Origin of the sequence: Pseudonocardia sp. EC080619-01 (assembly GCF_001420995.1) — a bacterium.
In the GTDB taxonomy this organism is placed as follows: Bacteria; Actinomycetota; Actinomycetes; order Mycobacteriales; family Pseudonocardiaceae; genus Pseudonocardia.
Genome location: NZ_CP012185.1, coordinates 731,510 through 756,694, shown reverse-complemented (window position 1 = coordinate 756,694; position 25,185 = coordinate 731,510). Strand labels below are relative to the sequence as shown.

Genomic DNA, 25,185 nt, shown 5'->3' with positions numbered 1-25,185 from the left:
CGCACGAACCTCGACGCCTGGTGTTCTGGCACTGACCTTGTCGGCGCAGCGCTGTCGTCGACCATGGCCGCAGGTAGGCCCGTCACCGGGTGGGCCGTCTCATCGCCGCTGACTCCATCACGGAGGCGGTGGGAGAGCACGCTGCCGGCGGTTGTCGGCGGGCGTTGGAGGCACCTGACGGAGCAGTCTCACGGTCGTAGCGGGCCTCGTACGGCGTACGTGTACGCGTCGGTCGCGACGTGGGCGCTGGACATCACGGTTCTCATGAGCGGGCGCGGTCGGAAGGGGCGCTTGTCCCGGAGAGGTGACCCTGGGTAATGCGTGGCGGGGTTGCCCGAGGAACGGCCCACGATCGAGGGGAGCTCCGCGACCGCATGCGATTCCAGACGTTGAACCAGACATGCAGGCGGACCCGGACGATCTCACCGCACCCATCCTCGACCGACCGCTGACAGTTGAGCCCACGGGCGGGGGCCGGCACCACCTCCGCGAGGAACCCTCTGCGGCCCTCGAACAAAGCCCTACCGGTCACGTCGCGTGGACGGTGCTGGTGGGGTTTGGGTGTTTCCTGGTCGTGGCGATGCTCCTGATCACTGTGCTCTGGAACTGAGACGATCGACCAGGCTGCTAGCGGTAATGCCCATGAGCGTTGTTGACGGCATGGCGGCTTGAGACCGGGAAGACCTCCGTACTGCCCGTCTGACCGTGCACGGCCGCACACGTTCGTCGAGCGCGTCATCAACGACCGACGCCCGGTCGCTCACGTCGCAACTGAACTTGGGATCTCTCGCGTTACCGGCTACAAGTGGATCGCGCGCTACCGCGCCGAAGGCGCACCCGGGCGGCCGGCGTGTTGGGCGCCGACGTTGAGGTGGGTCCCGGCGACCGAGACTCCGCCGGTGTAGTTCGCGGTGCGGTGGATCTGCAGCGGGCCGGGATGTGCGCGGTCGGCGGCGGGCAGGACCGGGGCCGGTCCGGCAGGGCGGGCGCCCTCGGTGCGCAGGCGGGCCAGGTGGGTGGTGGTCATTCGCGAGGGCACGGTCTTGTGGTGGACGCCGTCGAAGCTGAGATGGACGGTGGTGGTGTCGATCCAGAGGGTGGCGATCCGCCCGGTCAGGGCGGTGCCCAGCCAGAACTGTTGACCGCAGACTCCGAGGTTGCCCGAGGCGGGGACGACGCGTTCGATCAGTTTGTCGGACACCTCGGCCTCGGCCGATCGGCCCAACGCGGCCGGCGGCCCGCGATCAAGTCGGACTGATGGTGTTCATCGGTCCGGTTCGTCCTATACAGGTGCGGCGTCGGCGGATCGCGGCGAGATCAGCGGGCGTCATGTGCATCCAGGAGCTCCTCGAGTTTCGCGTTCTGAGCGTGCGCCATGCCCAGGACCTGCTGCTCGAGGTTCGCGCACTCGGTCGGGTCGTCGGGCATCGGCGGAGCGATGTTCGGGTGCAGCCGTGCGGTGTCCAACCAGGCGCCGATCTCCGGGTTGTCCGCCCAGCGCAGCTGTTCAAAGTTCGCCGACACGGCGAACCGGAGCCAGTCCAGGTCGGTCCGTGGGTTGGGCGTGACCGGGCAGAGCCCGTTCTTCGCGATGTCATCGAGACCACTCGCCTCCACGTGCGCGACGAGAGCTGCGCTGAAGACCGGCTGGCACACACGCACCGACTGCAGAGTGATCAAGCCCGTCCTGGAAGATCGGCACGACGGGCAGCTGTCTCACGGCGTCGGCGGTGCAGTCCACGTGCAGGACGCCGGGTCCGGTCGGGAGCGTCCCGCCGTCGAGCTCGATGTCGGTGTCGCTGATCCGCTTCACCCGGCCGAGGCGCACGACGTCGCCGATCGTGCGGAGCTGTTCCAGCTCCGCACGCGAGACGGTGGCGCAGCGGAACGCCGTCGGCCGCTCGTCCGGGAAGATCCTCAGCAGTGCCCCCACCGCGTCGAGCCGGTCGAACAGGTCGGGTACGGAGTGCGCACCCAGACCCATGACCGCGTCGTGCTTGGCGGTGAACTCCGTCGCGACGTCCTCGGGTCGACGGAGGGGGAGCGGTTGCACCGTGGCCCGGTCGATGGGCCACGGCGCGCGGGGCATGATCCACGTCAGGTCCGCGGCATCGGCGCCTGTTCCAGCAGCCAGAGGCAGGCATCGATCCCGGTCTTGCCGGCGCCCACGACGACGTAGTCGTCGTAGGCCTCGCGCGGCGGGCAGCTCGTTGGGCGGCACGACGGCGATGCCGGTGGCGACCGGGAACTCGGGCGGTCGCATGGCGGGCACCGTGACGCCCTGATGTGTGGTGTCGACGACCCTGCGCCGCACGGTCACCCGGTACTCTTCGCCGGAGGTCGTCAGGTGGAACCGGCTGGCGCCCCGGTACTCGGCCGCGGGGAAGTAGGAGACCCCCCGCTCGGCAGGAACGTCTCGCGCATCACCTGGTCGAAGTAGCTGCAGATCTCGGCGGCGCCGGCCAGCTCGTAGAGCCCGGCGTTCCAGCCGGTCCGGTCGATCCGGTCGTCGCCAAGCGGGCGGGAGTTCACGCCGTACATGGCGGAGGGCTGGTGCAGCCGCACATAGGGGTAGGCGAGGGTCCAGTGCCCGCCCGGCCGGTGATAGCGGTCGACCATGGTCACGGTGCGTGCGTCTCGCTCAGCAGCGTGTCCACGAAGGCCATCGCCGTCGCACCCGCGCCGATCACGAGGTAGTCGGTGTCGATGTCGGTCACCATCACGTCGTTCCTGTCTTGTCGGTCAACTGGTTCAACTCGAGGCGCCCATCGCGGCGATGGCACCGCGTGTGCGCGCGATGGCTTTTCCCACCGCGGGACTGATGAGCTGGCCCTCTGCGATCTCACCCATCCGCCGCCGGACCTGCGTGCGAGCGCCGGTGGGAACCGCGCGACGGCCCAGCTTCGCGGCGTGCAGTACGCCGATCAGCGCGGCGGTGCGCTCACTCGGCTCGTGTCCGTGCAGAACCGTCTCGGCGAGCCTGGCGCGGATCTCGGCCTCGACCGAGGCGTCGACCGTCGGGTACCGGTGTGCCGGGACGACACCGAGCAGCCGGGTACGTCGGCGCAGGAGCACACCGCGTCCGACGAGCGCGGTGATGGCGTGGCCGGGTGCTGCGATGCGGGTGCGGCGCAGCAGCGTCGAGACCTTCGCCCCACCGGACGCCCCGACGAGCACGGTGTCGAGGTGCCCGGCTCCGGTCGGAGTCGGATCCGCCACGGTGACGACGTCGCTGTCGCCCACGATGATCTGCTGGGTCATCGCGAGTTCGGCGATGGCCGCCCCGCCCACCGCCCAATCCAGGCCCAGACGCGTTCTACCCCCGCCGGTGTCAGCGTCGAGAGCGATCAGGACGACCTCTTCGGCAATCGTCAGTTCGGGCATCGTGCCCCCATCCGGCTCAGTCCGGTCAGCGATGTGAACCGGTTCGGCTCGGCAGCGACGCCGCCGCAAGCACCGAATCGGTCCCATATGCGCACGGCGTATCGATCATCCGCGTACAGCGTATCGGCTCTGGTAGGCTCGGCGAGCTGATTCGACAGAGAACGTCGATACTGGTGCACTAGTCCGGCCAAATCGAACTAGTGCACTCTGGTCGATCAGGTCGCGTGCTTCAGGAGGTCTGTATGACGTCGCATGCCCAACCGCAGCCGCTCTACCGGCGGATCGCCGGGGAGTTCGAAACCAGGATCCGGTCCGGTGAGCTGCAGCCGGGAGACCGGGTGCCCTCGATCCGCCAGATCGCGGACCGCTGGGGGATCGCGATCGCGATTGCAACCAGAGTGCTCGCCGCGTTGCGCGACGACGGGCTGGTCGAGGCGAAGGTCGGCTCGGGAACGGTGGCAGGTCGGGACCGCCTACAACGGAGCCGACGTCATCGTGACCAGCCGAACCATGCGTCAGACCATCACCGCCCACGCGGTCGTCGCGTTCGTCTACAACACCGTGCTCATCGCGCTGCTCGTATCCCTCCTCATCGCCGTCACCCCCTGATGGCTCGCGACCCGCGACTACGATGCCGGGCACCGCAGCTCACGCCCTGCGGCCACTGGTCGACGCGGCGCAGTCCCACCGCCCGACCCACCGGACAGGAGGTCGCCCATGAGCTTCTGGGACTACCTGCTCATCGTCGATGACGGCAGGACACCGCCGGACGACGAGCGGGCCACTGTCGAAGCCGCCGAACCGTTTCCGGCCAGGACACTCGACCACCGGGATGAGCACACCGAGACGCTCCCGGTCGATCCGGGTCCCGTCGGCGACGAGAGCACCCCCGTTCCAGCTCGTGAGCTCCTGCGACGTCTTGCAGCCGGGGAGTACGACACCTGACGCGGCTCGTCGCGCGCAGACGGAGACCGTCACGATGAGAGCACAGCGGACAGTCTCCAGGTCATCCACGAGACAGGGCGCTGACGCTCAGGATCACATGGGGATCACCCCGGCGGTCGCCCCGCGTCGACATCACGTCAATGATTCCTTGACACACGCGGCTCGTCAATCAAACGACGACCTCGCACCCCAGCCATGGATGATCTGGCCGGTCCAGGTCCTCGCGATCCAGGGCCCGGCCGGGATCGTCGTGCCGGTCTCGATCCTGCTCGGCTTTTGGGCCGTTGGGCCATGCTACGTCGCATCCTGGAGCAGCCGGCCCAGCATCGGCGGCTGCTGTGGGCCGTCGCCGTCGCCGTCGTCGGGATCGGCTGGGCGGGTGGGCTGCCACACGCGCTGACCCACATCGGCGTCCTCGAAGCTCTGGCCCCGGCGATGAGCTCGTTCTCCGCACCCCAGATGGTCACCGGATTGGGGTGCGGGCTCGGTTACGTCGCGGAGTTCGGTCTGATCGGGGACCGGCTCACCGGGAGGACATCAGGATGGCCGGGCAGCGCGTTGACCGCGGTCGGGGAGCGGTCGATGAGCTGCTGCCTCGCCCAGTCGCTGCTATGTGTGCCACCGCTCGCCGCATGGGGGGGCAGGACCTGGGCGCGCATCTCGGCAGCGCGGGGGTGGCCGCATTCGCCGTCGCCCTGGAGCAGCGCGACCTGCCCGGGCCCGCCGAGTCGCTGCTGCGCCACCTGACCCACAGCATCGCCAACGCGGGCGGTGATCGACAGCCCCCACCGGTAACCGGCACCCGGTGACCGGCGAGGTCTCGACGGCACCGGCGATCGCGTCGCCATCCACCGCGGTCGCGGGAGGGCACTCACCGGTACAGCGAAACCCCCGGACCGGGCCCCGACATTGCCGGAGACTCCAAGGTAACGCGACGAAACGTACTGCCACCGCCGCCGCCCACGGACGCGCGCGTGAGGCCTCCGGTCGATCACCGGCGGACGCGCGAAACGTCGCGGACCTCTGCCATCCATCCGAAGGAATCCGAGGGCCGGTCGCGCAGCTCGGGCGCCGTGAGGATGCCACCCCGTCATGACAACAGCGCTACAGGTGGCGACTCACCGCGATGGTGATGAGGACGAGTTGGGCCTGGGTGATCTCGGATGTGTCGTGCTGTGAGGTCGTGTCCGATGTAGTGGTGAAGTGGGCGAAAACGATGCTGGAGATCAGTAGGTCGGCGGCCGCGGCGGCGGGATGCTCAGGGGCGCCGACTGTGGTGAGGCGCTCGATGAGTGTGTCGCGCAGGGCGCGGGCTGGCGCCTGGCCGACATCCATGCGGTGTGCTCTCGCCGGGCCGTATACGCCGTCTGACGCCGTCCGGGTGGCCGACTGCCGGTCGGGGACTTCCCAGACTGCGTTTGCCCCTTTGGGCAGCGATCGCCTCCGGTCCGACCTCGCGGCGCTGGCCCGCACCGAGGAGCCCTTGTGTGCCACCGACGAGACAGCCACCCGGATCGACGAGCGGCAGTTCACACTGGATGACTGACCGTGTGTGGACGCGTTCCGGTCCGGGCAGCCGGTGCTCGTCGCCGACACCTGTGTCCGAGGGGGCGCGGGCCCCGACCTGCCTCACAGGATGCTGCTGCTCACTACTCTGGCTCACGTGCCGTGGTTCCTCTGGACCTCGTACCCGCGTCGCCCAGGCTCTGAGGATCGTGGTCGTCGGCCGGCGCCTGGACCATGTGCGGCTCCTGTGGCCTATGGCATCGGTCAGACACATCCCCGCCAACGCGCGATCAGCAGCTCCCGGAGCCGCGGGCGGCGAAGTACCGGACCAGGCGACGGTGACGGTGACCGAAGAAGGCGCTGAGCAGGGTGCGCAGCATCGGCCCGGCGTGGACCAGTGGGCCCCGTGGTACCAGCGTGACCTGGTCGGTGAGCAAGGTCCCGCCGTCCGGGGCGGGCTCGAGGGTGCGCTCGTGCACCCATGTGCGCATGCTGAGCATCGTCGACTGCTCGCGGAACCGGCGCCCGGGCTCGACAGCGGTGATCGTGAGCAGGTCGTAGTCGAACGGGAGCGCACCGAACAACAGCAGCCACGCCCGCCCGAGCGGCTCGCCGAGCGGCACGGCGTCGATGCCGACCTCACCGGCGCCGCAGGGGACCGTCATACGTATCCACGGCCACATCTCGTCGTTGATGCCCGCGGGGGAGACCACGCGCCGCCAGACCTCGTCGGTCGCCGCGGGAACGAGCGACGACCGCGCGAAACACCACTCTGCTGCCACCGGCGTCCTCCGGTTCACGAGACGGCGTACCCCTCAGTTCCCTCCGACGATGATCACCGCTCGGGCAGCCGGTCGAGGGAGCCGGTCGCGACCAGACACGGCGCCTGCAGCGTAGCGGTGTCCCGTGCGACGATCGTGTCGTCGAAGGATCGTCGGATCTCGTCGACGACATCCTGCTCGACACCCTCCAGCACCGACCGGACCGGGCCACTGTGCAGGAAGTCCCAGCCCCGGGCGGCGTCGATCGGGATGTCGAGCTCACTGCGCCGGACCTCCACGCCCGCGAGACCGCGGGCGGTGAGCCAGGCGCGTAGTGCCTCCTCGGTCTGCAGACGTTCGGAGTTCGCCGCGAACTGCGGCGCCGGGACGTCGAGGAGGTCCGGGCGGTGTCGCCCGACCGCCGGCGAAGAACGGCCCGAACACCGCCTCCAGGCTCCCGGTCGGCCAGCAGGTCATCACGAACCGTCCACCGTCGCGGAGCAGCCCGACCAGGAGATCGGTGCCGGCGTCCATGTCGGGCAGGAAGAACACCCCGAAGCCGCACAGGACGACGTCGTAGCCGCTCCGAGGCCACCCGGCGACGTCGGCGCAGGCGAACTCGACGTTGCCCAGTCCTGCATCGGTGGCCCGGGCCCGAGCAGTGGCCAGCAGGCGTTCGGCGAGGTCGACACCGTGGACGCGCCCCGAGGGACCGACGGCGCGGGCGGCCGGCAGTGCCGACGAGCCACCGCCGCAGCAGGCGTCGAGGACCCGCTCACCGGGCCGTGGCGCGGCCGCCTGGACCAGGGCTGCGCCGTGCACGTCCCACAATGCCGACGTCCAACCGGCGAACCGATCGCTGCCCTCGTCGAAGTAGCTCGACATGTCGACGGTCACCGGAGTCCTCCATCGCGCACGGTCAGACAGTGATCACTGCGCTGGGCCGTTCCCAGTGACGCGCCCGTGAGGCAGCGAAGCTTGCGAAGGAGCTGACCCGCGAGAAGCAACCAGTCTCAGTCGGTGAGGCATGACCCGGCCGGGACCTGAACCTGTCGCAGAACCTCACGGGCGACTGGACCCAGCTCCCGATCCGGCCCTCGCCGCCCGAGTCCCGGCCGTCCTCAACGACCTGACCCCGGACGGCCGTGCCGCGATGGCTGCCGCTGGCCGCCGGATCTGCGACCAGCTCGCCGCTGGCATCCTGCACCGCCGCGACCTACGCGACGCCTCACCCCAGATCAGCGTTGCCATGACCGGCCGCGCGGAGGACCACATGACCTATCACCAGCTCGCGCTGCGGCGGTCCACGCCGAGCGTGCTCCGGGCCGAGCTCGGAACCGGTTGGTGTCCGAACGCGCCGTTGCCGTCGACGACCGACTTCTCGCCTGCGAGCTTGCCCGCGACCGGCTCGAGCGGATGCTCCGGGTCCTCGACACCGACACCGACACCGACACCGACACCGACACCGACACCGACACCGACACCCACACCGACACCCACACCGACACCCACACCGACACCGACACCGCCTCGCGAGCAGCACGACGACCACACCCACGATCACGTGCAGGAGATGTACTGATGGGCCGCTACCTCGGATACTTCCTGCACGTCGCCTGGCCCGTCGGGGTCCTGTGGCGCGGCGGTGTCATCCACGGCACGTGGATCGCCATCGACTATGCCGGTGACCAGCCCATGGCCGTCGCCTGGGCGCCCGACACCGCCAGCTGACCTGGCCGTCGCGCCCGTCCAGCTCTGCGTGTTCCTGACCAGGTCTGGGTGCTCCGTGTCCCGCCCCACGCGTCGACGACGCCCGCCGCACCTTCCGGCCACCGCTCCGCGTCCGCCCGCACTGCCGGAGACATGGGCACCAACAGCCGCCGAGAGCAAGGGCCTCGCCTCCGGCCGCGACATCACGAATGTCGGCGGCCGGCACGCCGTCCGCTCGAAGCTCCCTGTCGTCCGGCCCGGTCTCGCCGAGCTGCCGCTACACGGCCGGCTCCGCGTCCCGAAGTCGGAGTCGAGCTATGCCGCGTCAGCCGACGCCTCACCTACGCCTCGGTCAAGGACTTCGTCGTCGTGGTCGGCGGCCCGCTCACCGGGAAGACCGGCTGGCTCGCCAGGCGCGTGATCGACGCCCCGGGCTCGATCAGGTCGCGAATGAGGTTCCGGCGAGAGGGCAGCGTGCTCCGATAGCCAGCGGCCCACTGACGATCAGCCGGAGGAATGGGCGGTCACCGGTCGTCGGGATCCGATGACAGCGCCGGCCACTGTTCAGCGCAGTTCGGCGACTCGTCGAGGGTGGTGATGCTGATGGTGTCGACTTCGCCGGTGTCGAGGAGCCGCTCGGCGCGGCGGTCGGCTTCGGCGAGGCTGCCCACGATCCACTCGGCCACGATCTTGTAGCGCTGCGCCATCCCGCTCTCCTCTACACAGACGGGTATGCGGCGAGTTCGGTCGCCGATGAGTGAGACGTCGAGCGCTCGCGGCGCGGGGACATAGGACGGGCCCCGCGCCGACGTGGGAGGCGCGGGGCCCGAGACTTGCAGGTGAGACAGGTCAGTCGACGCTGTCGCCGGCGCCGCCGGCCTGGGCGCAGTTGTCGGACTGGTCGGTGACCGAGTCGCCCGACTTCGACTTGGCGTCGCCGAGGATGCCCAGGGCGCCGGTGAGGCCGTTGCCCGCGGCGGCGTCCTCGACCGGGACCTGCACGCCCAGCACGTTGACCGGGACGTTGTTGTTGCAGGCCTGGATCGGGACGTCGACGTTGTTGCCGTTGAGCCCGGCGATCAGCCCGTCGGCGCTCTTGCCGATGCCCTCGGTGTGGTGGTGGCCGCCCTTGCCGTGGTGGTCGCCGTCGTGGTCGCCGTCGGCGGCGAACGCCATCGGGCTCAGCGCCATCAGCGACGCCGCGGACGCGGCCACGACGATTCCAGCCTTCTTCAGCACAGTGGACCTCCTGTTGTGTCCCGGCCGCACCCAGAAGGTGGCGACCCGTCGGATGCCGGCACATTGATCAGGTGGGAGCCCGTACCGACTACGCAACAATTTAGAGGAGAAACGATGCGATTTCCAATCACCGACCACCATCGTGTAGTGGAATTACGGACAGTTGTAGATGCGCCTTCTTTCGGCTCTCCTTCGAAGCTACCGCGGCCGCGTCGCACGGAGGGTGGCGTAGCTGAGTGTGACGCTTTGGTGTGGCACGCGCAGATGCATGTGCATGTCCGTGCAGCTGATGGCCAGGGCGACCGTCGGCGGTTACGAGGATAGCCAGTCAGCGTCATGCACGGTCCGTGAGCGACCAGAAGGCCGGCGGAGGGCCGCTCACGGACCGCGGACGGCGCTCCCCGGCCGACAGCGCAGACGTTAACAGCAGGCCTGACGGTCCGGCGAAAAATTGTCGCGCGGTGCACTCGACAGGGTGGCCCGACACTTTCTTGATCGTCTCTTCATGCAGTGCCGAGTGCGCACAGCTCAATTTTCCGCAGTTCGTGTTCCGCTGCTACGTTGCGGCGCTGTGGCAGGAACAGCTTCTCGACGGGTCGCGCTGCTGCGGCCTGGCCGCGCCCATGGCGGCCGTGTCGGCACCGCTGCTGTGGGCGTCGTGAGCGACCCCAGCGAGGCTGACCTCGACTACGCCCGAGAGGTCTACACCCCGCACGGCCTCGGCCCCGACAACGGGCAGGTCCTCGTCCGCTGGGAAGCTGATCAACCGGAGAAGGGAACGTGGCACTGGCCCGACGAACTCCAGGACCTCGAGCTGGGGCAGCCCGACGAGCGTTCCGGCGGTAGCGCTGCCGCGGGCAGATAGCCCCTGCGTCGCTGCGAACTCCAGTGGCGGACGCTACTGGCCACTCTGACAGGCCTCGCGGAAACCGTAACGGGCGGTCACAGCAGCGAACTCCTGCGCGTTCACCCGCTCCGCATGACGGATCGGCGCCCCGCCGAGGCCGACGGCCTGCGTCGCCGCTCCCGCCATCGCGCTGCCGATGCCACTCAGCGCGCCACCAACGCTGGACAGCGCGCCTGACACACCGCGGAACCCGGTTCGAAGGTCAGTGGCCACCCCACGACCGACCGACCGCACCCGCGCGAAGCTGCGTTCGATCCGCCCGTTCGAGGTGTCGATGTCGTTTCCGAACCCGCGGACCGCGTTCCGCACCGCAGCGAAACCCTGTCCGACGCTGCGGGCACCACCAACGACCCGGCGCAGCGTCCGCTCGTAGCGGCCGGCCGCCTTCTCCCCGTCGTCCAGGGAGACCCGCACCCCGGTCGTCGCCTCCCGCAGGCCACGGCTGGTGGCCGTGAACAGCCGAGTCGACGTCACCGCCCGATCCACCGCCGACGACACCCGGTCGATCAGTCCCCGGTGGCGCTCGATGGCCTGCTCTGCCTTCTGGACCTCCAGGGTGTGGATCCGTTCAGCGCGGGTGTGGTCCTCGGTCGCACGCGTGTGTCGCTCAGTCGCCGAGAATGGCCGGGCCGGGTTACGGCACGGGTGCCAGGAGCGCGTCGTCGACGGCGCGGAAGAGCCCGACGAGCTCAGCGTGGGGGAGAGTCCCGGCAGTGGGGTCCCCGGCGACGGCGGCCTGCACGACCGCGCGCGTCGCCAGCGGCGGGAAGTCGCTGGCCCGGACCAGCGGCGCGCAGTGGCCGCACGCGGCCCGGTGCCCCGCCGTCTCGGCCACCCGGTACCGGCGCTTCTGCGGTCCGATCGGGCCCGTCCGGTACCGGACAGGCCCGACACCCCAGATCTCCATCGGGCTGTTCCCGGCCAGTGCGCCGTGACACCAGGCGCAGACGGTGAAGACAGGTGGTGGGACGTCGGTCATGACCTGATCGTGCCGCTGGGACATCACCTGGGGCTTGGCATCTCGGGTCGCCACCCCCAGGCGGCTGTGGTGTGGTGTCCTCGCCCGCTTCCCCAGCTGGCGAGGACACCACCATCACGGTCTTGGACGGCTCTGAATCCCCCGACGCAGAGCCACCCCCGTGACGGCGCAGTCGCTCGACCGCGACAGAACAGCGCCGCGAAGGCATTGAAACCCGGCAAGTGCGGCAAGGTCACGCTGGAACGGGCGTCGTGCTGCAACTGTCACATTTGTTGACCCATGCGAATGAACTGGTTGCGGAGGCGAGGCCGCAGGCAGAGAGGCGATCGGTGACACCCCGCGGCGACACCGACACGGTCAGCACTCCGGAAGTAGCGGCGGGCAACCGGAGCCCTGCCTGGTCTCGGCCCTACGAAGTACGCACCGCGACCCACGCCTCCACGTCAAGATCCGTGACGGACAGGTCGCCAACCGCCCGATCTATGTCGTACTCGGCATCAACTGCGAGGGCGAACGAGACGTGCTCGGGCTCTGGGTCGGCACCGGTGGAGAGGGTGCCAAGCACTGGATGGGGGTGCTCTCCGAACTCCGTAACCGCGGTGTCGCTGACGTGTGCATCGTGGCCTGCGACGGGCTCAAGGGGCTGCCGGAGGCGATCGCCGAGGTCTGGCCGCGGGCCACCGTGCAGCGTCTGGCCGCGGGCCACCGTGCAGCACTGCGTGGTGCACCTGGTCCGGGCCACTGTGCGCTACGCCTCCACAGCGCACTGGTCGTCGATCACCACCCAGCTCCGCACGATCTACACCGCCCCGACCGTCGACGCCGCCGAGGCCCGCTTCGCCGAGTTCGAGACGGACTGGGGCGAGCGCTACCCAGCAATCATCCGGCTCCGGCGAGGAGCCTGGGAGGAGTTCACGCCGTTCCTCGCCTTCCCGCCCGAAGTCCGCCGGGTCATCTACACGACCAACGCGGTGGAGTCGTTGAACTCACGATTCCGTCAGGCCACCCGCCGGCGGGGGCATTTCCCGAACGACCAGGCCGCGCTGAAGATGCTCTACCTGGTCATCCGCAGCCCGATCGCGAACCGGACCAACGCGACCGGCCGGACCACCGACTGGAAGGCTGCACTGAACGCGTTGACACTGTTCTAACCGCGACCGGATCGCCCTGAACTGACACAGAGGATCACCGCTCACACACGATCTTCCGGACAGTCCCGGCTTGCCCGCGCGGTGTGGATCTTCTCGGCCGGGGAATCCTCTTGTTCACGGTGGCGGGCGACTAGCGTGCAATTGGCATCGGCTAACCACGGTCGCGGAGTTCAGCAGGGCCGTGTCATGGCGCTCGTCGGCTGGTTGAGTCCTCGGCGTAGGGCAACCTTGGCCGTCGGGGGAACGTGGACCGCGCGTGGAGTGGATCTTGTGCGCATGGTCGAGATCAGCTCACTGGGGACGCTCAGGAGGTTGCCGACCGGAGATCAGGACCAGAGAGTCGGTCTGGCCAGGTCCCGCCCGGTAGCGCATGCGGGCGCCGCACCGTGGGGGGCTGTCGGGGCCGGTCCCTGTCGCGGTCCACCTCCACGCTGCCGCATCGACAACGTCTCGGGACGGGCCGCTTCCGTGAGGGTCTGAGCTGGGCATGGCCGGCCCCGAACTGCCCGCATCCCCTACCGCAGTCGCCTGCCATGGGTCCGGCGTCAGTCCGTCCGGGTGCGAGGCGCTGGCGATGACCCCTCCCGCCGCGGTGTAACCGGTGGTAACGTTACCGACGGTTACAGAGAAGTTGTCGCAGTGTGATGTGAGTGAGGTGGGTATGTCGTCGAGGCCGTCGCTACGTGATGCCAACGAGATGGCAGCCGAGCGGACCGAAACCGCCGAACGGTTGCTTCGTTCCTCCGAGGAGCTGTCGTTCGATCCGTCGACCCAGATCGACTGGGGTGCGCCGCTGGATCACGATCGGTACGGCATGAGCCCGGAATGGTGCAGTCTTCACGGCACTGCCTACTGGGCCGAGATGACCGAGGTCCAGCGGGTCGCGCTCACCAGGCACGAGACCGCGACTGTCGCCTCGACGGGGATCTGGTTCGAGATGATCCTCCAGCAGATGATCCTGCGGGATTTCTACGCCAAGGATCCTGCTGATCCGGCGTTCCGATGGGCCCTGACCGAGATCGCAGACGAATGTCGTCATTCGAACATGTTCGCGCGCGGCATCGAGAAGCTCGGTGTCCCGCTGTATCTGCCCAACCGGCTGGTCCTGGCCCTGGGGCGGCTCTACAAGTCCACTGCGAGTGGCGAAGGTGCCTACGCGGCGGTTCTGGTGGCTGAGGAGGTTCTCGACGTGATGCAGCGCGACTGGATGCGCGATGAGCGTGTCCTGCCCCTGCTGCGCACCATCTCCAACATCCATGTCGTCGAAGAGTCACGGCATATGAAGTTCGCTCGTGACGAGACCCGGGAAGCGCTCAAGCACGCAGGACCGTTGCGTCGCCACCTCAGCGCCGTCTACGTCGCTCTCGTCGCCTATTTCGTCGTCGCCAGCATGTGGAACTCCCAGGTCTACGACAACGTGGGGCTCGACCGCGCACGTGCGCAGCGTGAGGCCGCGGCCAATGAACAACACAAGGCGTTGCTGCGTTCGTCCTGCGCGGGGCTGATGAGCTTTCTCGCCTCCTGCGGCCTGCTGACCAGACCTGCTATGCGGATCTACCGCGCGGCGAGCCTGCTCTGAGAAGGGTGGGCTCGCCGATGATTCCGTATGTGGGCGGGCTGCGCCGGCAGCTCGTCCGACCCGCCGTCGGTTGAACCGCCTGCGCAGAGGGCGCCGTATCTTCGCCCATGCGGGTTCGGCTTCGGCGGGGGTCGTATCGAGTGCCGACTCGGGGCAGCGAGCTCGGCACCACGCCGCCGGCCCTTAGGTGGTGGCTGGCCGTCGATGACGCAAGGGGTGCTGGTGCCAACCGGCTCACCACCGGTTGGGCAGGTGCCCCCACCGTCGCTTCCGGGGTAGCACGGTGTCGCGGCGGTGGTGCACTGTGTGATTGCTGCAGCGAGGCTGCCCGGGGTGCTCGAGCACACACAGTGGCGACTACGTGCCTGTCGACGGTGTGGAGGCGAACCCGTCGTCCACGCCGACGCGTCCGTGTCGTGGCGAGCACGAGCTGGTCACGAGCTGGCCAGGCGTGGGTCGATGCCGCGTCTCACTGCCTCGGACACGAGATCTGTGACAGCTCCGGCGGCGCCGCCTGCAGCGTCGGACTTCGAGAGTCCCGGCCACGGCATCGTCGGCGGAATGACCTGTGCGAGGGCCTCGGCGCATCGACGAAGCATCGGTAGACCCACGTGGATCGATGCCGGGGGAGATTCGAGGGCCACACGCAGGATTCCGGGAGCGACCAGTGCCCGCGCGTCGAGTCCTGTCGGTCGGATGACAGCTCCAGCGGGAAAGTTCTGCGCGATCAGCGCCGTCTGTACGGCCGGTGCCGATCCCCGCCGGACATCGATCACGATGTCGGCGCCGTCGCTCGCCTGCTCGAGCGAAACCGTTTCGCGGTCCCGATCACTCCAGTAGGTCTGGTCGTAGAACCCCGCGAGCATCAACAACGGGCCCAGCTCTGGTAGGTGATGACCGCCAGCGATGACGACGCGGCTCTGCATCGGCGCCCGCTTGACCCGGTGTAGCTGAGCCAGGGCAGAGGCACACAAGACCGTGGTGGTCGCCGCCTGCTCCGTCAGGACCAACGGCATGTGATGACGTGTAGTGACCTCGGTGATCAAGGTCGGACGCGCGTCGGTACGGGTGAGGAACACCGCGCGAAACCGCCTCGGTAGCTGCTCGATCGCATCGACAACGTCGTCGGTGGCGGTGATGACGAGTGGCTCTGCTGCGAAACCGCCGACCCCACCTACGATCTCAGCGTCGCGGGCCAGGGCGTCGGACAACGAACGCCTGCTGGCCTGGTGACTGTGGCGACTACCGTCGCTGGCCACCGCAACCGCGACCTCTCGCTCGTCCTCGTCGGCAACAGGCTTGCTGGGTTCCACTTCGCTCCGAGCTGGTCATCGAGAGGTCCGCAGTTCCTCGAGTAGCTCCGCCTGATCGGAGTACATCCCGGTCAGGATCGACCGAGCAACCGCCAACAGCCGGGCGATCTCCGGGCTGGCGATGGAGTAGTAGACAGCAGACCCCTGCTTGCGGGATCGGACGACGCCGGCACGTCTGAGCACGGCGAGCTGCTGGGACAGGTTCGCGGACTCGATCGCGACGTCGGAGAGAAGCTCGGACACCGCGTGCTCGCGTCGGCTGAGCAACTCCAGCACCCGAATTCTCACCGGATGCCCCAACGTCTTGAAGAATTCCGCTTTGACCTGGTAGAGGGGCCTGCTCATCTTGTCGCCCCTCGAACCGGTAGCGCCGTCGCCTCGTGCGCACGTGAACCCTCGATCCTCGCGCGCACCAGCACTCCACCGCCCTCGCCGTCACAGCAGTTGCAAACTTTAGCAACTCTATAAGTCGGCACATGGTGGTCCGTCACCGGGTTACCCGGGGGCCTCAGAGGTCATCCACCGCACTCGTGCAGCGGAGGTAGGCGCCGGCCCTGCCCACGGCCACGATTATGTCGGCGAACCTGGGGCATCGGTCTCTTAGACGCGCAGGCCTCGCCGTGCTGCAGGCTTCGGTGTGCAGTGAGGGCGTGGCCCTCTCGGTGGTCGCTGAGCGACACCGACACGACCACCGCGGGGGCGACTAGGTTCGCCCGATGAGCAACGAAGAGCTACTGCGCCGTTATCGGGACGGCGGCGGCCGAATGGCAGCCGCGAACGCGCGCGGTGTCGCGGTCCCTCCGTCTCTCGGAACCGCTGTCGTGACGTGCATGGACTCCCGCATCGACGTCTTCGCCCTGTTCGGGCTGGCGTTGGGCGAGGTCCACGTGCTGCGCAACGCCGGTGGAGTGGTCACCGACGACGTCGTCCGGTCCCTGACCATCAGCCAACGCAAGCTCCGGACCCGCGACATCATCGTGGTCCAGCACTCCGGGTGCGGACTGGCCACCTTCACCGACCATCAGTTCACCGAGGAACTCGCCGAGGAGACCGGGCGTCGCCCGCAGTGGCGCACCCATGCCTTCGACAGCCCAGAGACCAGTGTCCGCCGCGACATCGTCCAGCTGCGCCACGAGACCTTCCTGCACCCCGACACGGTTGTTCGAGGCTTCGTACTCGACATCGACAACTTCCGATTGCAAGAAGTGTTTGTCGCCGGAGACGACGCCCGATGACTCGACGATGTCCCTGGTCAGCGGCGGGTGCCGCTCCAGTCGTGCCCGGCTATGTGGTCGCCGTCGACGTTGGCGACCTCGGTTGACGTCCGGGTCGAGAGGTAGCTTCTCCCCGCGCGGGCTGAGCTCGGGCGGTGCCGCCCCAGGTGTCGGCGGCGCTCGCGACGGTGGCCGTGCCCCGTGTCTCGCCCGGGGGTGGGGGTGTGGCGGTCACCCGGCGACTCTCGGTGGTGCCCAGGTCTGCCGGGCGGAAGCGGCGGTTGCGGATCCGGCGGTGTTGGCGGCGGCGGAGGGTCGGGTTCTGGATCAGGGATCGGCGGTGGCGGCGGATCGGGTACCGGCTCGGGCGGTACCGGTGGTGGGACGGGAAGGCAGCGGGGGCTCCGATCGGTAGATGGCCTCGATGAGACACGTATTGATCGTGGGCATCGGTTACGGCACCTCACCGCGAGTTGGCGACACAGCGTTGTGACACGCCATCTCCATGTACCCGCTAGCCCTCGTATCGATGCGTAGCTACTCATAGACGATGAAGTTCAGCCAGGCCGCCCGACGAGGCTGGCGCCGATGTGGCACGAGGTATCGCCGCGTCCTGTCGGGGGTGAAGCGTCGATCTGCACACATGCTGCGCGGCAGGCCTGGTGGGTCCGAGTCCGAGTGGTGTTCCGGTCCGCTACGGCCCGAGCGTGGGCACCGTTGACGAGCTGCCGGAGGTCGTCGGACGCGGGAACGCGATCGCCATCACGGGAGCGTCCGTGTGGACAGCTACCGGCATCCGGACGTCGTGTTCGTCCCGGCCATCGACATCGAGCACGGTCCGATCTCGCTGTGCACCCGGGACGGCGACGTGTCGGGACCGGTCCGGGCACTGCGCCGCGCCACCCGGGCCGCGGGCCACACCCTGGACGGCGGCGCCGGCGCGACGTGATCCGGTGCGTTGGGGGATCGGCCGCGTCGCACGCTCACGGCGATGCGCAGGTCGGGGATCATCGACCGGGCTCTCCCCGCCGCGGTGGTGTGGCGGCGGGCAGCGGCGGGCCGATCGCCGTCCGCGCGCCGAGCCGGCGGCCGGCGCCCCAGCCGAGTGCCGACCGGTATCCACCGAGGAGCCCCGCGGAGGCGAGGGCGTCCGGCGGCACGGGAGCGCACGGGTGGGTCACCGGGCTGACGTAGAGCGCGTCGGCCGGGCAGTAGGCCTCGCACAGGTAGCAGGTCTGGCAGTCGTGGAGCCTGGCCAGGACCGGGACGCCGTCGTCGCCGGTGTCGAAGACGTTGGTCGGGCACACCTCGACGCATCGGTCGCAGGTGATGCAGCGGGCGGCGTCGACGATCTCGATCACCGGACCACCGCCGTGGTGGGCTCGCGGTCGCCGACCGGCGAGGGGGTGAGGGTGATCCGGTCGAGTCCGTGCACGCGGAGGCGGTGGTGCTGGGCCGGATCGAGGTCCGGGTGGTCGGTGCGCCTGTGCATGCCACGGGACTCCGTGCGGGCCAGGGCCGCGGAGTACATCCAGCGGGCGTGTGCGGTCATCGCCGCGGCCTCCCGGGCTCGCAGCACGTCACGAGCGGAGTGGGAGGCGGGTCGCAGCGCGGTACGCACCTGCGTCCAGACGTCGTCGAGCCCCGCCAGCGCCGCCGCGAGCCCGATACCCGTGCGGAACAGGTTGGTCTCGTAGGGCAGGACCCGGCGCTGCACCTCCGCCACCACCTCGGACTCGTGGGGCCCGGGGCCGGGGCGGGCGCCGCCCGGGCGTAGGCCCGCGTCGCCGCCGGGACGCAGGACCGGGCGGACGCCGGTCCGGCAGCGGGCGTGGCGGGCCGCGCCGTCGCCCGCCCAGCTGCCCGACGACATCGCCCAGGCCGCGTTGTGGCTCCCGCCGCCGGTGAACCCGCCGCAGACCAGCTCGCGGGTCGCGGTGTCGCCGGCGACGTAGAGGCCGGGGACACCGGTGGAGCAGTCGTCGCCGGTCACGTGCACGCCGCCGGTGCCGCGGACGGTGCCCTCCAGCAGCAGGGTCACCGGGAACGGCTCGGTGAACGGGTCGATCCCGAGCCGGTCGAACGGGAGGAAGAAGTTCGGCTGGCCGAGCCGCATCGCGGTGCGGACGTCGTCGTCGGCCCGGTCGAGCACGCAGTACACCGGCTCGTCGAGCAGCGCGCGGGCGATCGTCGACCGGCCGCGGGTGCTGCCCGCTCCGTCGAGCACGGTGCCGTCGGCGTGCAGGAACGTCGCGTAGGTGTAGTACGCGGTCTTGGTCAGCGACGTGCCTGCCGGAGCGATCGCGTAGGCGTTGGAGAACTCCATCCCGGACAGCCCGGCTCCGGCCTCGACGGCGAGCAGCGCGCCGTCTCCGGTGTTCGGGTGGCAGCCCAGCGTGCCGGACCGGAACGCGCACCCACCGGTGGCGAGCACGACGGCGCCGGCCTCCACCCGGTAGGTCCCGCCTCGGCGTAGCCGGACCCCGGCGGCGCCCGAGACCGAACCCTCGGCGTCGACGAGCAGCTCGGTGACCGGGCTGTGGTCCAGCACCCGGACCCCAGCCCGCAGCACCCGGGTGCGCATCCGGCGCATGTACTCGGGCCCCTGGACGCCAGTCCGGATCTCGCGGCCGTCGCCGTCGCGCGGGAACGGGTAGCGGCCGCGGGTGGCCAGGTCACCGACCAGCTCGTAGGTCCGGTCGAGGACCCGGTCCATCCAGTGGTGCTCGGCCAGGTGACCGCCCAGCGCCTCGCGCGACGCCTTGGCCCGTGCACGGTCCTCCGGGTCGGGGCCGACGTACCAGATGCCGGTTCCGGCGGCGGCCGTCGCGCCGCTGGACCCGCAGTGACCCTTGTCGGCGAGCACGACGGTCGCGCCGGTGGCGGCCGCGGCGAGCGCGGCCCAGGTGCCGGCTGGTCCGCCGCCGACGACGAGCACGTCGGCGCGCAGCGTGTCGGGGTCCGGTGTCGTGGTCATGGGGTCCTCCCGGTCATCAGGTGGGGGTGGGCCAGGGTGCGTACACGGGGATGAAGCGGCCGAGGACGGCCGCGCCGAGCGCGCAGACGCCGCCGAGGGCGCCCACAGCGACCACCAGCGGCCCGGCCGCCGCGACCATCCCGACGAACAACGGTCCGGCGAACATCCCGGCGTCGTGGGTGAGCCGCCAGGCGCCGAGGAACTCGGCCCGGGTGTCTGCGGGGGCGACGTCGGCGCCCAGGGTCATGATCACGCCGTTGCCGAGGCCGTTGCCGATCCCCATGACGACAGCGACCACGGCCAGCGACGTGACCCCGGCCGCGAGTGGGAGCACGGTGTAGGACACCGCCATGACCAGCAACGACGGCACCGCGACGATGCGCCGGCCGAATCGGTCCATCACCCGGCCGGCCGGGTAGGAGCAGGCGACGTCGACGGCCGCGCCGATCCCGAAGACGACGCTGGCGGTGGCCGCGTCGAGCCCGAGGTGGTCGGCCCACAGCGGCAGCACGGCCTCCCGGGAGGCGCGGGCCGCGCCCATGAGCAGTGCACCGGCGCCGAGTGTGCCGAGCAGCCGCCGGTGCCGGTGCACCACCTGCGGGATCGTCGGGGCGGGTCCGGCGGCGGTGCGGCGCGGCGGGTCGGGCAGCCGGGCCATCAGCACCCCGGCGACGACGACGGCGACGAGCTGCACGACGAACCCGCCGCGGACCCCGACCAGCAGGATCGTCGCGGCGCCGAGGAACGGGCCGGCGAAGAACCCGAGCCGCATCATCGCGGTGAGTCCGGCCATCGCCCGGGCCCGGCGTGCGAACGGCACCGCCTCGGCGAGGTAGCCCTGCCGGGCCAGCCCCCACACGGCGTTGGCCAGCCCGGTCAGCACGATCCCGGCGACGAGCACCGGGACCGTCGGCGCGAGCAGGCACAGCAGCACGCCCAGCGCCCCGGCGGTGCTGCCGCCGACGATCGCGGCCCGCTCGCCGAAGCGGGACACGATCCGGCCGGCCGGCAGGTCGCCCAGCAGCAGCCCGAGGCCGACCGCGGCGACCGCCAGCCCGGCGACCCCGACCGAGGCGCCCAGGTCCCGCGCCGTCAGCGCGATCACCGGGGCGGCGGCGCCCTGCCCGACCCCGTAGATCGCGGCGGGCAGGTACACCGTCCACAGCAACGGGCGCAGCGAGTGGTCGAGCCCGGTCGGTGTGGCACGGCCGCCGGGAGGCGCCCCGCCGACGCTCACCCGGCGGCCCGCCGCCGCGGTCGCGCCGCCGCGGCGTCCCGGGCGCCCGGTCGGGGGCTCACGCCCCGACCGCGCCGTCCTGCTCGGCGGCTGCGTAGCGGCCGGGCGGCCGTCGCAGTCCGAGATGCTCGCGCAGGGTGGTGCCGGTGTAGCCGGTGCGGAACAGGCCGCGTTCGCGCAGCAGCGGCACGACCCGGGACGTGAACAGCTCCAGCCCGCCCGGGTAGAAGGGCGGCATCACGTTGAACCCGTCGGCAGCGCCGTGGGTGAACCACTCCTCGATGGTGTCGGCGACCTGCTCGGCGGTGCCGGTGACGACCCGGTGCCCGCGGGCGCCGGCGAGGCGGTGCAGCAGCCCGCGCACGGTCGGCCGTTCGCGCTCGACGATCCCGGCGATCACCTGCAGCCGGCTGCGGGCGTTGTCGGTGACGTCCCCGGCACCGGTGAACAGCTCGTCGGGCACCGGCCGGTCGAGGGCCGCCTCGGTGAGCCGCACCCCGGTGAGCCCCTCCAGCTGGCGCAGGCCGTACTCGGGCACGGTGAGCTCGTCGAACTCGCGTTCCAGTGCGCGTGCGGCCTCCTCGGTGTCGCCGATGAACGGGCTGATGCCGGGCAGGACCGCGACGTCGGAGGGGACGCGCCCGTAGCCGGCGGCCCGGTCCTTGACGTCGCGGTAGAAGGCCTGGCCGTCGACCAGCCGCTGGTGCGCTGTGAAGATCGCCTCGGCGTGGCGGGCGGCGAAGGCGCGGCCGTCGTTGGACGACCCGGCCTGTACCAGCACCGGGTGGCCTTGCGGGGAGCGCGGCACGGTCAGCGGGCCGCGCACCCGGAACCGGGGGCCGACGTGGTCGGCGGGGTGGATGCGGTCGAGGTCGGCGTAGCGGCCGCCTGCCCGGTCCAGGAGGACCGCCCCGTCCTCCCAGCCGTCCCACAGCTTGGTGACCACCTCGAGGAACTCGGTCGCCCGGGCGTAGCGCTCGGCCGGGTCCGGGTGGGCGTCGAGGCCGTAGTTGGCTGCGGCGGCGTCGAGTGCGGTGGTCACGATGTTCCAGCCGGCGCGGCCCTTGCTGAGGTGGTCCACGGAGGCGAACAGCCGCGCCAGGTTGTAGGGGTCGTAGTAGGTGGTCGACGCGGTCGCGATCAGCCCGATCCGGGAGGTGGCCGCGGCGATCGAGGCGAGCAGGGTGATCGGGTCGAGCCCGCCGACGGTGTTGTGCGCGACGTTCGGCGTGACGGCCGGGATGTCGGCGAAGAAGATCGCGTCGAACGCCGCGTCCTCCGCGGTGCGGGCGATCGCGTGGTAGTAGTCGGCGTCGAGGACGCGGTCGGGGGTGGTCGCCGGGTGCCGCCAGGCGGCCTCGTGGTGACCGGCGGGGTGGATGAACGCGTTGAGGTGCAGTTCGGGGGCCATCAGATCCTCCAGCGGGACAACCGGCGCTCGACGCGCACGAGTACGTAGTTGAAGCCGACGCCGATCGCCGAGACGGTCACGATCCCGGCGTACATCTCGGGGATCAGGAAGTTCACCTGGGCCGAGTTGATCAGGTAGCCGAGCCCGGCCTTGGCGCCGACCATCTCGGCGGCGAGGAGCACGAGGATCGATACCGCGCCGGCCAGCCGGATCCCGGTGAAGATCGTCGGTATCGACGCGGGGAGGATCACTTTCTGGAACAGCCGCGGACTCGACAGTCCCACCGAGCGCGCCGACTTGACCAGCAGCGGGTCGACGTCGCGGACCGCGCTGATGGTGTTGAGCAGGATCGGCCAGACGCAGGCGAACACGATCAGCGAGACCTTGGACAGCTCGCCGATGCCCAGGATCAGGGTGAACACCGGCAGCAGCGCCAGCGCGGCGGTGTTGCGGAAGATCTCCAGCAGCGGGTCGAGGATGTCGGCCAGCGGGCGGTACCAGGCGATGATCAGTCCGAGTGGTACCGCGATCGCGATCGCGATCATGAAGCCCGACAGCGAGCGCTGCAGGCTGACCCCGATGTGCTCGATCAGGGAGCCGTCGGCGAGCAGCGAGCCGATCGCGCCGGCCACGGTGCTGAACGGCGGCAGCCAGATCTGTTCGACCAGGCCGATCCGGGGTGCGGTCTCCCAGACTGCGAGGAAGGCCAGCACGGCGACGCTGCGGGTGGCGATCCGGCGCAGCACGCCGAGCGTGCGTCGTGCCCGTGTGGTGGAGCCGCCGGTCCCGGCCGCGGGGCCGGGGGCGGTGGCGGGGGTGTCCGGGCCGGTCGCGTTCCCGGCGGTCGTGGACGTCGTGGCGGTGGTCGCGGTGCTCATCGTGTGCCCGCCCCCTCCAGCCGGCCCGCGGCGCGGACCTCGTCGTGCAGCAGTTCCCAGACCTCGCGGCGGTAGCGAGCGAACTCCGGTTCTGACCGCAGGTCGGTGTCGGTGTCGGCCGGTCGTTCGAGGTCGATGTCGAGGACCTGCTTGATGCGCCCCGGCCGGGAGGTCATGACGGCGACGCGCTGTCCGAGGTGGACGGCCTCGTCGATGCCGTGGGTGATGAAGACGACCGTGGTGCCGGTGCGCCGCCAGATCCGCAGGAGCTCGTCCTGCAGGTTCTCCCGGGTCTGGGCGTCGAGTGCCGCGAAGGGCTCGTCCATCAGCAGCACCTCGGGTTCGTAGGCGAGGCTGCGGGCGATCGCGACTCGCTGCTTCATGCCCCCGGACAGCTCGTGCGGGTAGCGCTGCTCGAAGCCGTGGAGCCCGACGAGGTCGAGCGCGTCCCGGGCGACGCGGGTGCGGTCGCGGCGGTTGAGGCCCTTGGCCTCGAGGGTGAACTCGACGTTGGCCAGTGCGGTGCGCCAGGGGAACAACGCGTACTGCTGGAACACGACGCCGCGGTCCAGGCCGGGGCCGGTGACGGGGCGGCCGTCGAGCAGCACCTCGCCCCGGGTGACGGGCGAGAGGCCGGCGATCAGGTCGAGCAGGGTGGACTTGCCGCAGCCGCTGGGTCCGACGAGGACGACGAACTCGCCGGCGGCCACGTCGAGGGACACGTCCGCCAGGGCGGTGAACGGTCGGCCGCCGTCGCGGGCGGGGAAGGTGTGGCCGACACCGCGCAGGCTGATCGAGGTGCTCATCAGGTCGTACCTCCGGGTGCGCCCGCGGGGGTCTGCCCGTCGCGGTAGCCGTTGAACCGGTTGTCATACAGCGACGGGATGTCGAGGTCGCCCGGGATCGCGCCGCTCTCCTTGAGCCAGGGCTCCCACTGCTCGAAGTCGCGGTCGCTGATCACGCCACCGCGGGCGGGGACCCCGTAGCTCTTCCAGTACTGGAGGTTCTCGGTGCTCTCGTTGCGCCCGCGCTGCTGGATGATCTCGGTGAAGCGGGCGATCACCTGCTCGCGCGGGGTGGTCTTCGTCCACTCGATCGCCTTGCCGATCCCGGTCACCAGGATCTCGGCGCTTCGCGGGTTCTCCTCGAGGAAGTCGTCGCGGATGACGATCTGGCCGCTGTTGGATTCGCCGAGCAGGTCGAGGTCGCGGAACACCGGTCGCAGACCGCCGGCCGCGACGGCTCGGTCCTGGAGCACACCGCCGAGTGAGCCGACGTCGATCTGTCCGCGGCGCAGGCTCTCCTCGGTGTTGATCGGTGGCACCACGACGAGCTCGACCTGGTCGATCTCCTCGGGAGTCAGGCCGTTCTGCTTCAGCCAGGTGTCGAGGACGGCCTCGGCGTGCGCCCCGGCGGTGTTCACGCCGACCTTCTTGCCGATGAAGTCCCGCGCGGTGCGGATCGGGCTGTCCTCCGGGGTGTAGTAGCCGTTGAAGTTCTGCTGGTCGACCCCGTAGTAGTTGATCACCGCGGTGACCGGGGCGCCGGACTGGATCAGCTTGGCGACGGCGCCGCCGTGGGCGCCGCCGAAGTCGACCTGACCGGTGGCCGCGGACTGGATGTCCTGCGGGCCGCTGGTGGTGTTGCCGACCCACTCGAGCGTGAGGGGTTCGAGGTAGCCGAGGTCCTCGGCGAGCTCGGCGAGCGTCACCGCGTTCGGGCTCCCCTGGTAGCGCAGGGTGGCGGTCTCGGGGGCGCCGTCGGCGGCGGGTGCGGTGTCGGCGCCCGTGCCACAACCGGCGAGGACGAGCGCGGCGGCGGTGACGAGTGCGGCGAGGACCCGCGGGCGGCGGGCCCACGGGACGGCGGGACGGGGGCGGGGACGCTGGTGCGTGGGCACGGTGCTTCCTTGTCCGGGACGACGTGGGTGGCGCCCACCCGTGGCGCGACGGGTGCGGCGTGGGGACCGGTAGGGATCAGCCGGTGGCGGCGCG

General features: G+C 70.3%; 29 protein-coding genes and 5 pseudogenes. 14 read left to right on the top strand and 20 right to left on the bottom strand.

All coding sequences use genetic code 11. The features are described 5' to 3' along the window. Positions 1-699 precede the first annotated feature (699 nt). A pseudogene (locus AD017_RS36825) lies at positions 700-842 on the top strand (leucine zipper domain-containing protein); the annotation flags it as partial. Here the strand turns inward: AD017_RS36825 and AD017_RS35685 are convergent. From AD017_RS35685 to AD017_RS31670, 3 genes and pseudogenes are all read right to left on the bottom strand, one after another. Then, positions 818-1,201, bottom strand: a complete 384-nt coding sequence (locus AD017_RS35685) for a hypothetical protein (RefSeq protein WP_060577346.1) — start codon at positions 1,199-1,201, stop codon at positions 818-820. The pseudogene AD017_RS36825 and the gene AD017_RS35685 overlap by 25 nt on opposite strands. Positions 1,202-1,317: 116 nt before the next feature. Next, a pseudogene (locus AD017_RS37640) lies at positions 1,318-2,720 on the bottom strand (NAD(P)/FAD-dependent oxidoreductase). Between the two features lie 31 nt (positions 2,721-2,751). Next, positions 2,752-3,384 carry a GPP34 family phosphoprotein gene (locus AD017_RS31670; RefSeq protein ID WP_168172333.1) on the bottom strand — a complete coding sequence of 211 codons (633 nt, stop codon included), beginning with the start codon at positions 3,382-3,384 and terminating at the stop codon, positions 2,752-2,754. 242 nt (positions 3,385-3,626) lie between these two features. Between AD017_RS31670 and AD017_RS36805 the strand changes: the two are divergent. The 5 genes and pseudogenes from AD017_RS36805 to AD017_RS36795 all read left to right on the top strand — a co-directional run. Next, positions 3,627-3,782, top strand: a pseudogene (locus AD017_RS36805) (GntR family transcriptional regulator); the annotation flags it as partial. Then, the gene (locus AD017_RS37635; protein WP_369821712.1) at positions 3,772-3,993 is read left to right on the top strand and encodes a DUF1345 domain-containing protein; all 222 of its coding nucleotides are present in this window, start codon (positions 3,772-3,774) and stop codon (positions 3,991-3,993) included. The pseudogene AD017_RS36805 and the gene AD017_RS37635, both read left to right, overlap by 11 nt. A gap of 108 nt (positions 3,994-4,101) precedes the next feature. Continuing rightward, positions 4,102-4,329, top strand: coding sequence for a hypothetical protein (locus tag AD017_RS34940; protein WP_060577344.1), 228 nt, complete (start codon positions 4,102-4,104; stop codon positions 4,327-4,329). A 195-nt stretch (positions 4,330-4,524) separates the two neighbouring features. Then, positions 4,525-4,947, top strand: a pseudogene (locus tag AD017_RS37630) (DUF418 domain-containing protein); the annotation flags it as partial. 14 nt (positions 4,948-4,961) lie between these two features. Continuing rightward, positions 4,962-5,138 carry a hypothetical protein gene (locus AD017_RS36795; RefSeq protein WP_227012983.1) on the top strand — a complete coding sequence of 59 codons (177 nt, stop codon included), beginning with the start codon at positions 4,962-4,964 and terminating at the stop codon, positions 5,136-5,138. Positions 5,139-5,433: 295 nt separating this feature from the next. Here the strand turns inward: AD017_RS36795 and AD017_RS31655 are convergent, their stop codons facing one another. From AD017_RS31655 to AD017_RS31635, 4 genes are all read right to left on the bottom strand, one after another. Further along, positions 5,434-5,664 carry a hypothetical protein gene (locus tag AD017_RS31655; RefSeq protein WP_060577342.1) on the bottom strand — a complete coding sequence of 77 codons (231 nt, stop codon included), beginning with the start codon at positions 5,662-5,664 and terminating at the stop codon, positions 5,434-5,436. A 461-nt stretch (positions 5,665-6,125) separates the two neighbouring features. Then, positions 6,126-6,617 (bottom strand): hypothetical protein, encoded by a 492-nt coding sequence (locus tag AD017_RS31645; RefSeq protein ID WP_060577340.1) that lies wholly within the window; start codon positions 6,615-6,617, stop codon positions 6,126-6,128. Between the two features lie 53 nt (positions 6,618-6,670). Next, positions 6,671-6,895 (bottom strand): hypothetical protein, encoded by a 225-nt coding sequence (locus tag AD017_RS36790; protein ID WP_060577339.1) that lies wholly within the window; start codon positions 6,893-6,895, stop codon positions 6,671-6,673. After that, positions 6,876-7,493: a class I SAM-dependent methyltransferase gene (locus tag AD017_RS31635; protein ID WP_060577338.1), complete on the bottom strand. Its 618-nt coding sequence runs from the start codon at positions 7,491-7,493 to the stop codon at positions 6,876-6,878. Before AD017_RS31635 ends, AD017_RS36790 begins: the two co-directional genes overlap by 20 nt. A 447-nt stretch (positions 7,494-7,940) precedes the next feature. Here AD017_RS31635 and AD017_RS35680 point away from each other — a divergent pair, with 447 nt between their 5' ends. Beyond that, complete coding sequence (locus AD017_RS35680; RefSeq protein ID WP_168172843.1) at positions 7,941-8,327, top strand: hypothetical protein; 387 nt, start codon at positions 7,941-7,943, stop codon at positions 8,325-8,327. Between the two features lie 503 nt (positions 8,328-8,830). On the opposite strand, the gene AD017_RS31625 is transcribed toward AD017_RS35680, so the two are convergent. Beyond that, positions 8,831-9,013 carry a hypothetical protein gene (locus tag AD017_RS31625; protein ID WP_060577336.1) on the bottom strand — a complete coding sequence of 61 codons (183 nt, stop codon included), beginning with the start codon at positions 9,011-9,013 and terminating at the stop codon, positions 8,831-8,833. Positions 9,014-9,155: 142 nt separating this feature from the next. Continuing rightward, on the bottom strand, positions 9,156-9,545 hold the full coding sequence (locus AD017_RS31620; RefSeq protein WP_060577335.1) for a hypothetical protein: 390 nt from the start codon (positions 9,543-9,545) through the stop codon (positions 9,156-9,158). A gap of 347 nt (positions 9,546-9,892) precedes the next feature. Between AD017_RS31620 and AD017_RS34930 the strand changes: the two genes are divergently transcribed. Together AD017_RS34930 and AD017_RS31610 are read left to right on the top strand one after the other, a co-directional pair. Further along, positions 9,893-10,207, top strand: coding sequence for a hypothetical protein (locus AD017_RS34930; protein WP_145984165.1), 315 nt, complete (start codon positions 9,893-9,895; stop codon positions 10,205-10,207). Then, positions 10,204-10,410 (top strand): hypothetical protein, encoded by a 207-nt coding sequence (locus tag AD017_RS31610; RefSeq protein WP_145984166.1) that lies wholly within the window; start codon positions 10,204-10,206, stop codon positions 10,408-10,410. Before AD017_RS34930 ends, AD017_RS31610 begins: the two co-directional genes overlap by 4 nt. 33 nt (positions 10,411-10,443) lie before the next feature. Here the strand turns inward: AD017_RS31610 and AD017_RS31605 are convergent, their stop codons facing one another. Both AD017_RS31605 and AD017_RS31600 read right to left on the bottom strand, forming a co-directional pair. Continuing rightward, positions 10,444-10,866, bottom strand: coding sequence for a hypothetical protein (locus AD017_RS31605; protein ID WP_145986111.1), 423 nt, complete (start codon positions 10,864-10,866; stop codon positions 10,444-10,446). A gap of 220 nt (positions 10,867-11,086) precedes the next feature. Next, positions 11,087-11,431, bottom strand: coding sequence for a hypothetical protein (locus AD017_RS31600; RefSeq protein WP_060577331.1), 345 nt, complete (start codon positions 11,429-11,431; stop codon positions 11,087-11,089). A gap of 325 nt (positions 11,432-11,756) precedes the next feature. On the opposite strand from AD017_RS31600, the pseudogene AD017_RS37625 reads away from it, so the two are divergent. The 3 genes and pseudogenes from AD017_RS37625 to AD017_RS31590 all read left to right on the top strand — a co-directional run. Next, a pseudogene (locus AD017_RS37625) lies at positions 11,757-12,062 on the top strand (transposase); the annotation flags it as partial. Between the two features lie 88 nt (positions 12,063-12,150). After that, positions 12,151-12,582 carry a transposase gene (locus AD017_RS37620; RefSeq protein ID WP_168172851.1) on the top strand — a complete coding sequence of 144 codons (432 nt, stop codon included), beginning with the start codon at positions 12,151-12,153 and terminating at the stop codon, positions 12,580-12,582. A gap of 661 nt (positions 12,583-13,243) precedes the next feature. Continuing rightward, a complete protein-coding gene (locus AD017_RS31590; RefSeq protein ID WP_060577330.1) occupies positions 13,244-14,161 on the top strand; it encodes a diiron oxygenase in 918 nt (305 codons plus the stop codon). 434 nt (positions 14,162-14,595) lie between these two features. On the opposite strand, the gene AD017_RS31585 is transcribed toward AD017_RS31590, so the two are convergent. Both AD017_RS31585 and AD017_RS31580 read right to left on the bottom strand, forming a co-directional pair. Then, complete coding sequence (locus tag AD017_RS31585; protein WP_060577329.1) at positions 14,596-15,474, bottom strand: hypothetical protein; 879 nt, start codon at positions 15,472-15,474, stop codon at positions 14,596-14,598. A gap of 15 nt (positions 15,475-15,489) precedes the next feature. Further along, positions 15,490-15,819, bottom strand: a complete 330-nt coding sequence (locus tag AD017_RS31580; RefSeq protein WP_060577328.1) for a helix-turn-helix transcriptional regulator — start codon at positions 15,817-15,819, stop codon at positions 15,490-15,492. 371 nt (positions 15,820-16,190) lie between these two features. On the opposite strand from AD017_RS31580, the gene AD017_RS31575 reads away from it, so the two are divergent. Together AD017_RS31575 and AD017_RS35670 are read left to right on the top strand one after the other, a co-directional pair. After that, positions 16,191-16,709, top strand: coding sequence for a carbonic anhydrase (locus AD017_RS31575; protein WP_082538455.1), 519 nt, complete (start codon positions 16,191-16,193; stop codon positions 16,707-16,709). Between the two features lie 757 nt (positions 16,710-17,466). Beyond that, a complete protein-coding gene (locus AD017_RS35670; protein WP_168172336.1) occupies positions 17,467-17,637 on the top strand; it encodes a hypothetical protein in 171 nt (56 codons plus the stop codon). Positions 17,638-17,695: 58 nt separating this feature from the next. Here the strand turns inward: AD017_RS35670 and AD017_RS31570 are convergent, their stop codons facing one another. From AD017_RS31570 to AD017_RS31540, 7 genes are read right to left on the bottom strand one after another with little or no spacing between them, the layout of a single operon-like run. Beyond that, positions 17,696-18,049 (bottom strand): ferredoxin family protein, encoded by a 354-nt coding sequence (locus tag AD017_RS31570; RefSeq protein ID WP_060577327.1) that lies wholly within the window; start codon positions 18,047-18,049, stop codon positions 17,696-17,698. After that, complete coding sequence (locus AD017_RS31565) at positions 18,046-19,665, bottom strand: FAD-dependent oxidoreductase (protein ID WP_060577326.1); 1,620 nt, start codon at positions 19,663-19,665, stop codon at positions 18,046-18,048. The genes AD017_RS31570 and AD017_RS31565 overlap by 4 nt, the downstream gene beginning before the upstream one ends. A 16-nt stretch (positions 19,666-19,681) precedes the next feature. Beyond that, positions 19,682-20,902, bottom strand: coding sequence for an MFS transporter (locus AD017_RS31560; protein WP_227012939.1), 1,221 nt, complete (start codon positions 20,900-20,902; stop codon positions 19,682-19,684). A 58-nt stretch (positions 20,903-20,960) separates the two neighbouring features. Next, on the bottom strand, positions 20,961-22,313 hold the full coding sequence (locus AD017_RS31555; protein ID WP_060577325.1) for an LLM class flavin-dependent oxidoreductase: 1,353 nt from the start codon (positions 22,311-22,313) through the stop codon (positions 20,961-20,963). Beyond that, positions 22,313-23,191 (bottom strand): ABC transporter permease, encoded by an 879-nt coding sequence (locus AD017_RS31550; protein ID WP_060577324.1) that lies wholly within the window; start codon positions 23,189-23,191, stop codon positions 22,313-22,315. Before AD017_RS31550 ends, AD017_RS31555 begins: the two co-directional genes overlap by 1 nt. Then, positions 23,188-23,997, bottom strand: coding sequence for an ABC transporter ATP-binding protein (locus AD017_RS31545; protein WP_060577323.1), 810 nt, complete (start codon positions 23,995-23,997; stop codon positions 23,188-23,190). The genes AD017_RS31550 and AD017_RS31545 overlap by 4 nt, the downstream gene beginning before the upstream one ends. Next, a complete protein-coding gene (locus tag AD017_RS31540) occupies positions 23,997-25,091 on the bottom strand; it encodes an ABC transporter substrate-binding protein (protein ID WP_060577322.1) in 1,095 nt (364 codons plus the stop codon). Before AD017_RS31540 ends, AD017_RS31545 begins: the two co-directional genes overlap by 1 nt. Between the last annotated feature and the right edge of the window lie 94 nt (positions 25,092-25,185).

Excerpts from the sequence above, each read along its gene's own strand:
- AD017_RS34940 (WP_060577344.1), top strand. The coding sequence starts at position 4,102 with ATGAGCTTCTGGGACTACCTGCTCATCGTCGATGACGGCAGGACACCG.
- AD017_RS31545 (WP_060577323.1), bottom strand. The coding sequence starts at position 23,997 with ATGAGCACCTCGATCAGCCTGCGCGGTGTCGGCCACACCTTCCCCGCC.
- AD017_RS31625 (WP_060577336.1), bottom strand. The coding sequence starts at position 9,013 with ATGGCGCAGCGCTACAAGATCGTGGCCGAGTGGATCGTGGGCAGCCTC.
- AD017_RS36795 (WP_227012983.1), top strand. The coding sequence starts at position 4,962 with ATGGGGGGGCAGGACCTGGGCGCGCATCTCGGCAGCGCGGGGGTGGCC.
- AD017_RS31600 (WP_060577331.1), bottom strand. The coding sequence starts at position 11,431 with ATGACCGACGTCCCACCACCTGTCTTCACCGTCTGCGCCTGGTGTCAC.
- AD017_RS31590 (WP_060577330.1), top strand. The coding sequence starts at position 13,244 with ATGTCGTCGAGGCCGTCGCTACGTGATGCCAACGAGATGGCAGCCGAG.
- AD017_RS31655 (WP_060577342.1), bottom strand. The coding sequence starts at position 5,664 with ATGGATGTCGGCCAGGCGCCAGCCCGCGCCCTGCGCGACACACTCATC.
- AD017_RS31670 (WP_168172333.1), bottom strand. The coding sequence starts at position 3,384 with ATGCCCGAACTGACGATTGCCGAAGAGGTCGTCCTGATCGCTCTCGAC.
- AD017_RS31580 (WP_060577328.1), bottom strand. The coding sequence starts at position 15,819 with ATGAGCAGGCCCCTCTACCAGGTCAAAGCGGAATTCTTCAAGACGTTG.
- AD017_RS31550 (WP_060577324.1), bottom strand. The coding sequence starts at position 23,191 with ATGAGCACCGCGACCACCGCCACGACGTCCACGACCGCCGGGAACGCG.
- AD017_RS31575 (WP_082538455.1), top strand. The coding sequence starts at position 16,191 with ATGAGCAACGAAGAGCTACTGCGCCGTTATCGGGACGGCGGCGGCCGA.
- AD017_RS31565 (WP_060577326.1), bottom strand. The coding sequence starts at position 19,665 with ATGACCACGACACCGGACCCCGACACGCTGCGCGCCGACGTGCTCGTC.
- AD017_RS31555 (WP_060577325.1), bottom strand. The coding sequence starts at position 22,313 with ATGGCCCCCGAACTGCACCTCAACGCGTTCATCCACCCCGCCGGTCAC.